This is a genomic window from uncultured Actinobacillus sp., assembly GCF_945915845.1.
In the GTDB taxonomy this organism is placed as follows: domain Bacteria; phylum Pseudomonadota; class Gammaproteobacteria; order Enterobacterales; family Pasteurellaceae; genus Exercitatus.
Window position 1 is genome coordinate 1 of sequence record NZ_CAMEFX010000058.1, and the last position, 8,729, is coordinate 8,729.

Annotated in this window: 9 protein-coding genes; all 9 read right to left on the reverse strand. The window is 44.2% G+C overall.

The genetic code is table 11. The features are described 5' to 3' along the window. Positions 1 to 1,262: conjugal transfer protein TraG N-terminal domain-containing protein (locus Q0O89_RS09695; protein ID WP_293731508.1), on the reverse strand; the 1,262-nt coding region annotated here is incomplete at its 3' end. Positions 1,263 to 1,270: 8 nt separating this feature from the next. Next, a complete protein-coding gene (locus Q0O89_RS09700; RefSeq protein ID WP_273314908.1) occupies positions 1,271 to 1,624 on the reverse strand; it encodes a hypothetical protein in 354 nt (117 codons plus the stop codon). 98 nt (positions 1,625 to 1,722) lie between these two features. Beyond that, positions 1,723 to 2,118 carry a hypothetical protein gene (locus tag Q0O89_RS09705; RefSeq protein WP_293731509.1) on the reverse strand — a complete coding sequence of 132 codons (396 nt, stop codon included), beginning with the start codon at positions 2,116 to 2,118 and terminating at the stop codon, positions 1,723 to 1,725. Further along, a complete protein-coding gene (locus tag Q0O89_RS09710; protein ID WP_293731510.1) occupies positions 2,108 to 5,041 on the reverse strand; it encodes a conjugative transfer ATPase in 2,934 nt (977 codons plus the stop codon). Before Q0O89_RS09710 ends, Q0O89_RS09705 begins: the two co-directional genes overlap by 11 nt. A gap of 11 nt (positions 5,042 to 5,052) precedes the next feature. Continuing rightward, positions 5,053 to 5,469, reverse strand: coding sequence for a TIGR03751 family conjugal transfer lipoprotein (locus Q0O89_RS09715; protein WP_273405508.1), 417 nt, complete (start codon positions 5,467 to 5,469; stop codon positions 5,053 to 5,055). A gap of 43 nt (positions 5,470 to 5,512) precedes the next feature. Continuing rightward, positions 5,513 to 6,976 carry a TIGR03752 family integrating conjugative element protein gene (locus Q0O89_RS09720; RefSeq protein ID WP_293731511.1) on the reverse strand — a complete coding sequence of 488 codons (1,464 nt, stop codon included), beginning with the start codon at positions 6,974 to 6,976 and terminating at the stop codon, positions 5,513 to 5,515. A 13-nt stretch (positions 6,977 to 6,989) separates the two neighbouring features. After that, positions 6,990 to 7,844 carry a TIGR03749 family integrating conjugative element protein gene (locus Q0O89_RS09725; protein ID WP_273317713.1) on the reverse strand — a complete coding sequence of 285 codons (855 nt, stop codon included), beginning with the start codon at positions 7,842 to 7,844 and terminating at the stop codon, positions 6,990 to 6,992. A 22-nt stretch (positions 7,845 to 7,866) separates the two neighbouring features. Continuing rightward, positions 7,867 to 8,505: a PFL_4703 family integrating conjugative element protein gene (locus Q0O89_RS09730; RefSeq protein ID WP_273317710.1), complete on the reverse strand. Its 639-nt coding sequence runs from the start codon at positions 8,503 to 8,505 to the stop codon at positions 7,867 to 7,869. Then, a partial coding sequence (locus Q0O89_RS09735) for a DUF3487 family protein (RefSeq protein WP_293731512.1) occupies positions 8,502 to 8,729 on the reverse strand: 228 nt, incomplete at its 5' end. The genes Q0O89_RS09730 and Q0O89_RS09735, both read right to left, overlap by 4 nt.

Sequence of the window (8,729 nt, forward strand, 5' to 3'; positions counted from 1 at the left end):
GATTGATAGAGTGCTCGGAATAAATTGTCATCTAGCCATCTTGCCAGTTCCCACCAAAATGAGAGAAAGAAGATCGCAAATTGCACAAAGGACAGCGTCACGATCGCTTTGACTTCATAACGTCCCAGCACAATGACAATCGGCGTGGCAATGGTAACAATCGTTAATAAAATCCCTTGAATCATCGGCAAGACTTGACGAACGGCATCTAAACCCGGTGCAGATAATACATTCGTCAACACCGCACCAACGCCTTCCGTCACTTTGGTGACCATACCTGTGGATGTGGAACTGTAATTGGTATACACATGACCATCAGAGACTGTAATATTTTCAGGTTTAACCAACGCACGTAACACAGACTCACTATAGGCGGCATCCGACTGAATCAAGCCCACTAAGCGCGTAGAAAGATTCGGTTTAACTGCGGCTAAAATACGGTATTTTAAGCCAATATTATTATCTGCCCACCAGTTTTGACAGTTCGGGAAACCGCCTGTGCCTTGATTGGGTAAGCCGGCATCGCGCGTGGCGTCATAGGGCCATTGCGAACGGGGTAATTTTGAGCGATAACGCGGATAGAAGTTACTCACTAAAATTTGAGAGCCAATCCAGTCCACATCACGCGCTTCTTCTTTACTCATAGGCAAGGCATCTTGTTTAAGTTTATTCCGCGCCGGGATAAAGCATTGTTGCACAAAATCTTGAATTTCTTGGCGTAATGTAGGGCTTTCAATTTGCGTATTTTGGACTTCAAAACGCAACTGACGAAAATCCATCCCACAAGGAATCGCGGCGATTAACCCATGGGTAAAGCCTTTTCCTGCCGAGTGCATAAATGCCCACCAAAGGGGAAGTTTCACCGTTTTATTGTTCATTTCACTCACGGTCTCAGAAAGATTCGAGTCTTTCGGTGCAATGTTTACTTGACGCGCGCAAAATTGGTCGTGCGTCCCCATGTCCGGTGCCGTAAATGCCATTGTATTAAAATTTACCGTAAACAAAGGATAACAGGTCATAAAAATTAAAAAGACCGCAAGGTATAATTTATTTTCAAGCCAACCTGCCAATAACCGCCCTTTATTCCCTTCATCATCGCCTTGTTCGCGCGCTTTCATAAATAACGCACCGAGCTGGAACACCAAAGGCAAGATGAAAAAGCCTGAATCCACTAACAATGCCCAGGCTTGATTATTCATCATCCAAGCAAAGATAGTCATAATGTATTCAAAATAATTATCCACTGTTAAACCGAGAGTCATATTTTCTCCTATACCGTGAGCTTCATGATTTCAAACAGCCCGAGACAACAGGCGTAAATTTTAAGCACACGCCAAAGTGCGCGTTGGTTTTCTTCGTTGTCACTCCGTTTAGCCAGTTTATAAATAAACCACGCACCGAATCCGTAAATCCCCCAACGGATGACAGACCAAAAGAGCCAATGCTGTTGAAGATGTACGTTGATCTCACTTAAATCTACGCCTAATTCCATCGAGATCGCCGCAAGGAAGAACAGTGCCAGCATAAATAGCGCGCTGGCAAACATGTATTTCCCCAGGCTTAAGGCAAATTTCCCGATTTTTTCTTTTTGGGAAGTATGTTTTTTATTCAATTCATTATTCATAACAATAATCTGCTTAGTTTCAAAAAGTTAGCCGTTTTTTACCGCACTTTTTCACGGTTTATCCACAAAGAATGTGAGTAAATACGCGTAATGAGACATCATTGCGCTTCATCATGGCTGTCCGGCGGTGACAATTCCGCTTGTAGCTGCGCTTGAAGAGCCTGCGCTAACCAATAGTAATCAGTCGTATCGGCAACAAAAAAGTACAATCTTGGGGATGTAGCATCCCATTTAGGCCATTCGGTATAACCGGCAATGACAAAGGTGACCGTCAAAATGTCGTTTTCACCTTGTAAATGCCATTTGATATAACTGGTATTCATCACACGGTAAGGATGAACATCAAAGGCAAGAACCTGACCAATTTGCGCTCGAATAAACTGCACAAAAGTATTAAATTGGGTTAAATGCGCTTCGGGCAGGGTATTTTGCACCTGCGTCAGATCGGTGGAATACGCATTGACGTTAAATAAATATTTCGGATTAATCGGCATAAATCCCCCTGGCTTTATCAATATTTTCAGCAACTTTAATGGCCGCATCTAATTCTGAAATCCCATATTTTTGCATGAGTGCCGCACGCTCTGCTTTTTCTTCAGGTTCTGTCATCGCCAACGCCAAATAAAGACTAGGCGGCACCACTCTAAATAAGGCTTCCATTTTGGATGCCAGTACCACACCTTCCGTGTATTTACGGTTTTCTTTACGTGTAGAAAGTAGAAGTGTGGTTTGTTCATCCGTCAGTTGTTTAAAGCGACTGACTTGTGCCACTTCGTCTTTTTCCAAATATAAAAGCTCCCACCATTCCAACATAGAAAGCAGTTTTTGTGCTTCGTTAGGGAAGTCTTTCATATTTTGCGTTGCCAGCCACAACCAAATCCCCAATTTACGCCACATTTTGCCCCCTTTAGCGAGAAAGCGTGCAAGCATCGGGTTAACGGTAATAATGTGAGCTTCGTCCGTTACATTCACGATAGGACGTCCTGAATATTGGTATTTTTCCCCGAGACTGTTGATATGGTTAATGAGTGAGATGTAGGCAATGGATAATTGCGCTTCATAGCCTTCTCGTGCCAGTGTCGCTAAGTCTACAAGGGTAATATCAGCATCAGGCCAGATTTCCCCTTCTCGGTTAAATAACTCCGCGTCAAAGCTACCAGGTTGGCAGAATAAGCCCATAGCTTCTCCCATATCATAGGCGCGTTCACGGCGCGCTTGTGGGAGCGAGCTATCTTGTGACAAACGATAAAATGCGTCACGGACATCTTGTGTGAGCGTGGTTCTGTTTTCTTCGAGTGTTTTTTGTGCGGCTAAAATGATGGCTTTACGAATCATCGCTTCATCGGAGCGTGTCATCTTTTCATCTTCCTTGATACGTCCGCCTGTGATCATTAAGCGAGTGGTGATTTCCATTTCACCGAGAATATCGCGCTGATCATCACCTTCTGCCATATCGGAGTTTATCTCGTCTTTGATGAGTTCAGCGCGTTCCACATCTGCTAATTTGGTATCATCATTGACCTGCTCATTCAGCTCTTTTTGTGTTTTGGCCAACTGCGGGTCGTTGATTAATTTGTGACAATCGGCAAATAAAGGAAGCGATACGCCGCTACCCGGTTTTAAAACGACATGATTAACCGTTAAGCCATAACGCTGCGCATATTCAGCAAACAACCCAAATGAGTTACCTGCTTCAATAATGAATAAACGTGGACGATGAATCGCCATGAGCTGTGCCATTTTGCCTAACAAGGTCGCCGATTTCCCGGCCCCTGTTGGCCCTAGGATCAAACAATGCCCACTTTTTGCACGGTCATCTTTATTTAACGGATCAAAATCCAATGGCGCACCGCCACGATTGAAATAGGTGATCCCGGGATGACGCGTCCCAATGGAACGCCCAAATACAGGCAGTAAATTGGCAATGTGTTGGACAAAATTGAGTTTGGTGTAAACATTATGTTTATCATCCGTTGGGTTGAAACACATCGGTAACCAACGAAGATAGCTATTTAATGGCGCCACTTCCGCGCCATCACGAATAGGCACCAACCCGGTTGATTGTAAAATCGTCCGCAACTTACGTCCGCGCCGTTGTAATTCATCTTCATCTTTGGCATGCACATAAAACGCCATACTGGAACGATACATTTTATGCTTTTCTTTCAGATATTCTTGTACGCGGTCGCAGTCCAATCGGGCATAAACCGAATCGGTATTATCCCCGAGCGAGCGTTCACGAATGGCTTGAATATGACTTTCCAGTAAATCCTGTGGATAGATGACAACCGTCAGTGCCATGATGACGCCTTCAGGAAGGAGGTCAAATAAGGCATTGACGTTATCCCCACGTTTCACTTCACCGGTTAAATGTCCCACTTCAGGCACACGGCGTAGGGAATCAACCATGATGACTTCATGGGGTTGATTATCAAAATACCAATAATTTCCCTTTGTTTGCGGTGAATTGACCAACAGCGTTTCGGCAAAGTCATTCATCATGCAAACATCATCGTCATCATTCGTTGTCCGTTCGGTGTAATGACAGGTTTTATAGAATTCTTCCGGGTGATCAAAGAGCGTGGGGGCAGGATTAAACCAACGCAACAACCATTGATGTACCGCATTGCCATCTAACCGCCGTGCTTTGACGCCTGCGCTTAATAACGCATTGGTAATACTTTCACAAGTGGCATTTAAATCTTCGAGCGTTAATTCAAAATTCGCGCGTCTATCGACATAGCGATATAACACCATACGCGTACGGCGTTGTTGTCCACGCCATACTGTACCTGTGACCGATTTATCTTCAAAGAGCCCTTCTTTTTTCGAAATATCACGCAAATGTTTTGCCATAATTTTGAGCCATTGCTCTGAGAAGTCACTGCCTTGTGGCAGCGGACGGACGTATTGACGTAAAATGTCCACGTATTCCATGGAAATCTCGTCATCTTGACAATAAAACTGCACCACCCAAGGGTTAGTATCAAATTCGGTAAAACTGTCTTGAATGGCGTTACAGACCTGTGTACGAACTTCTTTTAAAAACTGGGGAGAACGACCTTCTGTGCCGACCACGGTCAACTCAAATACCGCCCCCATTGAACGCCCATCTTCTAAGAGCAACGCTTTTTGGTCATCTAAAAATTCGACCCAAGGCAATTTATCCACGAAGGAATCTTGCGCTTGATATTGCTGTAAATGCGCTGCTTGTGTGTAATTTCCTTGGCGTTTTAAAAAAGGGATGTCGTTAGGAGAAATCGCCACATTCTCAGTGGAATGTGGCGCATCGTTCATCTCGTTTTGTGCCGTTTGCTCGACAGGCGAAGTGCGGTCAGACGCACCATCAAAAGTACGGTCAATTTTGGACTTTTTTTTAAGCCCTAATGACGTTAATAAATTATCCATGGTTGACATAGTTTATCCCCCTAGTATTGACGCGTACGTTCGCCGGGTTGTGCATATTGCACGCGGCCATAAAATGGAAATACCGTGGTATAGCCCGGTACAGGCATCGGTTCCGCATGATCGGTCAAGTGGGGGAAAATAAACATGCTCAAATCCGGGTTAGGTAAGCGCGGAAAAAGATTAGTCGCTTCATTGGTTGCCGTGCGCGTATACGCATTATTTTCGCTGTAATTGGCTTCTGCGCTCTCCACAGGGCGCACAAATTGCAAGGCATTACGCGCTTCCATTAAGGTCGCACTGCCTTGACCGGTTTGACCGCCGCCTTTTTGCCAAATATCAACCATAGTTTGGTCACCGACAGGCAATAATTCATCTTGTGATGTGGCACATCCTGTTAAGCACACAGGGAGTAATACAAAAAGCATTTTTAATTTCATAAATATTCCTTACTTAAACCTTCGTTAAGCGAGTTAAGCCGCATTAATCTAATTTATTTTTTGCACCGGTTGTTTGATATTTCACTTTGCGCGCGCCGGTGTCATAGTCAATATTGAGTGATTTGGTAATATGTACGGCGACAACCTGACCCGGGGGAACATAAATAGCGTCAAACATTTGACCATAACGCGCACGTAACCAAGCAGCGGCTTCATTAATACCGCCGCCTAAAGCTTGACCTAAGATGTATTTACCTTGGTCACCGGTTACCGCACCCACAACGGAATTCCCTTCGATCACCGTGGTTGTTTGTCCTTGTGCAAAACCTTGCGCAGCGGCACTTGCCCCTGAGAGTAAGAATTGTGAGCTTAAGAAACTGGCAGCATTGCTTTTGCGTTCCCCGGGAATACAAGGCACGCCTTCAGGGTTAGAAAGCCAACCAATACCTTTGGTACTATCCGCACTACTTGAGTTATTGCCTGTATCAGGTAAGGTGCGAACACGACCATCGCTAAAAATAAAGGTCATATCTTCAACTTTGCCTTTCACACAAGAAAGCGTCCAGTCACCGGATGCCGTACCTGAGACAATTGCGCCTTCCACATCAGGTAAATCAATCCCATTGGCCATGAGATTTTCTTTCCCGATCATAATTTTAAAGGGAAACGGATCGGTAACCGCGCCTTCAATTGGCACGCGTCCAATCAAGGCGGTCATGGCCGTTGAACCGGTTAAAATACTGTTTTTGGGAATGGTATAAACCGGTTTAACGCTGTTTTTTTCTCGCTCGCCTAATGTCCCACTTTTACGCGTAGAAATGTCATCTGCGGCTTTGCCTAGCACGGAATCATCTAATAATTTAAAGGGATTGGCTGCTTGTGGTTTGGCATTTTGCGTCCCCGGGGGAACAATATTTCCACGGTCATCCACATATTGCACATCATCAGGATCGATCCATGACATCCCGGTATTACTCATCTCGCCAATACTGCTCAAGGGACTTTTCGAGCCGGGTAAACGCTCACCATCCAATCCTAAACCAATGGGAATATCCCCATTATCAGTTGGTTGTGATGATGGTTGTGGGAGGGTGGGTTGAACAGTTTTCGCGAATTCAGAAAATTTACGCTCAAATTCCATTTCAAGTTCTTGACGTTTTTTCGCAAATGCATCTTCAACTTGTTGATTAATATGATCGGAGTTACTTTGTAAAATACGATTTTCATTAAGCAACCGCGTGTTATCATTTTTCACTTGTTGCATGGCTTCTTTGGCTTTTTTCATTTCACTGACCAAGGTTTTGATCGTATCTTGCGGTGTATCGCCATCCACGAGATTTAATTCGCGGCGTTCTTCATCCGTCAGATCGTAAACCGTGTCATCAGGGGTTGCTTTAATCGTATTATCGGACGTGCCTTTCATCGCATATAACCCAATCGTGATTAACACCGCGACCGCAACAGGAACGCCAAACTTCAATAATCCATTCGATTTCATTGCACTCATCTTTTATCACCTTCTACGATTTTTTCTTTTTGGTTTTGCCGGTTTGCGTTGGCATAGATGGCAAAATAGCCCGATTAATGTCCCCTTCGGTGACTAAATAAACGACCGTGGTATCATCTAAATTGCCTGTTGCACCAATGAACGGATGCTGAAAGGTCGCGGCATAAAAACGTCCCTGCAAATAACGTGGATCTAATACCACTTGCTGTGCCGATAAATTTTTAATGCGTACCGCGGTCACAACATAACCATCAAGTCCCCAGCTTTCTAACGGCGTTGCACGCACATTTAAATTAGGGAGTAGGGTAGGAAGTGATTTTGGTAACTTCATCGCCACACGATGAACACCTTCAAGCGGTTCAACGGTACGTAATGGCGCATAGAGCGATTGTGCCGCATAACGTGTGAGTGCGGCTGGGGCCGGCAGTGCGCTACTTTTCGGTTTTGACGATTCGACCGTCTCATCAGATACGGTTGGTTCCACTACGTTTCGACTATTGTTTTCAACGTCTTTTTCCGTGATACGAATATCTTCTAATTTACCTGCGCGCGCATAACCTTTGAGATCTAACAGAATCAATTGTCCTGTTGCAATATCACGGAGCTGTACCCGACTTAACTCAAAAGGGGTTAGGGCAGTGAGATATACCGCACCGCCACTACTTTGTACGCGGATTTTGTCATTTAAGTTATTCGGAATACCGACTGAGACGTTTTTATCCAAGAATAGAATTCGTTCTTCCTTGACATTCAAATCAATTTGAAGCGGTTTACGCTCCCACTGCATCAGGATTTCTGCTTGTGCTGTGGACATCAATGCCGTTCCCATCAGTGCCATGGCCAATGTTTGTTTAAGCTGTTTTTTCATTATTTATTCTCCTTGGGGACGGTTATTTTTCCTGTGCAGGGGCTTTAAATTCGATACGTTGCGGCGTATAACGATAGCAATCTAACGCTAAGCCAAATGGGTTATTTTCAGGATCAATGTCAAAACGCACCACATGTAATGGATAACGAACCAATACGCGTTTAACAGGGTTATCTAAATAGTATTCATCTGTACTTAAATCTAAGTCGACATCCCAATCATCCTGACTGTTGATTTTGACGCGCTCTTGACTAAACCCACGTCCAGGTATTTCATAAACACCACGAACACGATCACGTAATTCCCCTTGCAGACGGCGTTGTGTATAGTCATCTTTTAAGAATTGATAGCATTTAGGCGTAAAGTACGCGCGCAATACTTCAATATTCTTTTCATAGTCTTTTTCGCCATCTGTCGGCCAACGATTAAGTTGTTGGAATACGTAAAAAGAAAAACTATAAACACTACTCGGGGGTACTTCCCACCAAGCGCGTGTCGAGCCTGAACGAAGATCAGGCGGATTATGGATAGTGAGCTTATCGGGGGCTTTATGCCAACCGTAAGCAATCACAATACAAAGAATAGACAGGATAGCGATGACAAGGCGTAAGCTTTGAATATGAAATCGCTCATTGACTAACGCATTTTTAAATTTACTCATAGACGTTCTCTTTTTGCACTGCGTTTAATTGACCAATAGTCAGATTTAGTAATGAATCGGGATGAAAAAAAACGAAATTCAAGATAGCGAGCTAACCAAGCTTCAGGTTTACCGCGCTTTAAACGGGAAAGGGCGAACCCACCAAAACGGATGCTGATAAAGCCAAATACCAACATTCCGGTGGGAATCATCGCCCAGTCCAGATTAAACAAGAACATGGTCAA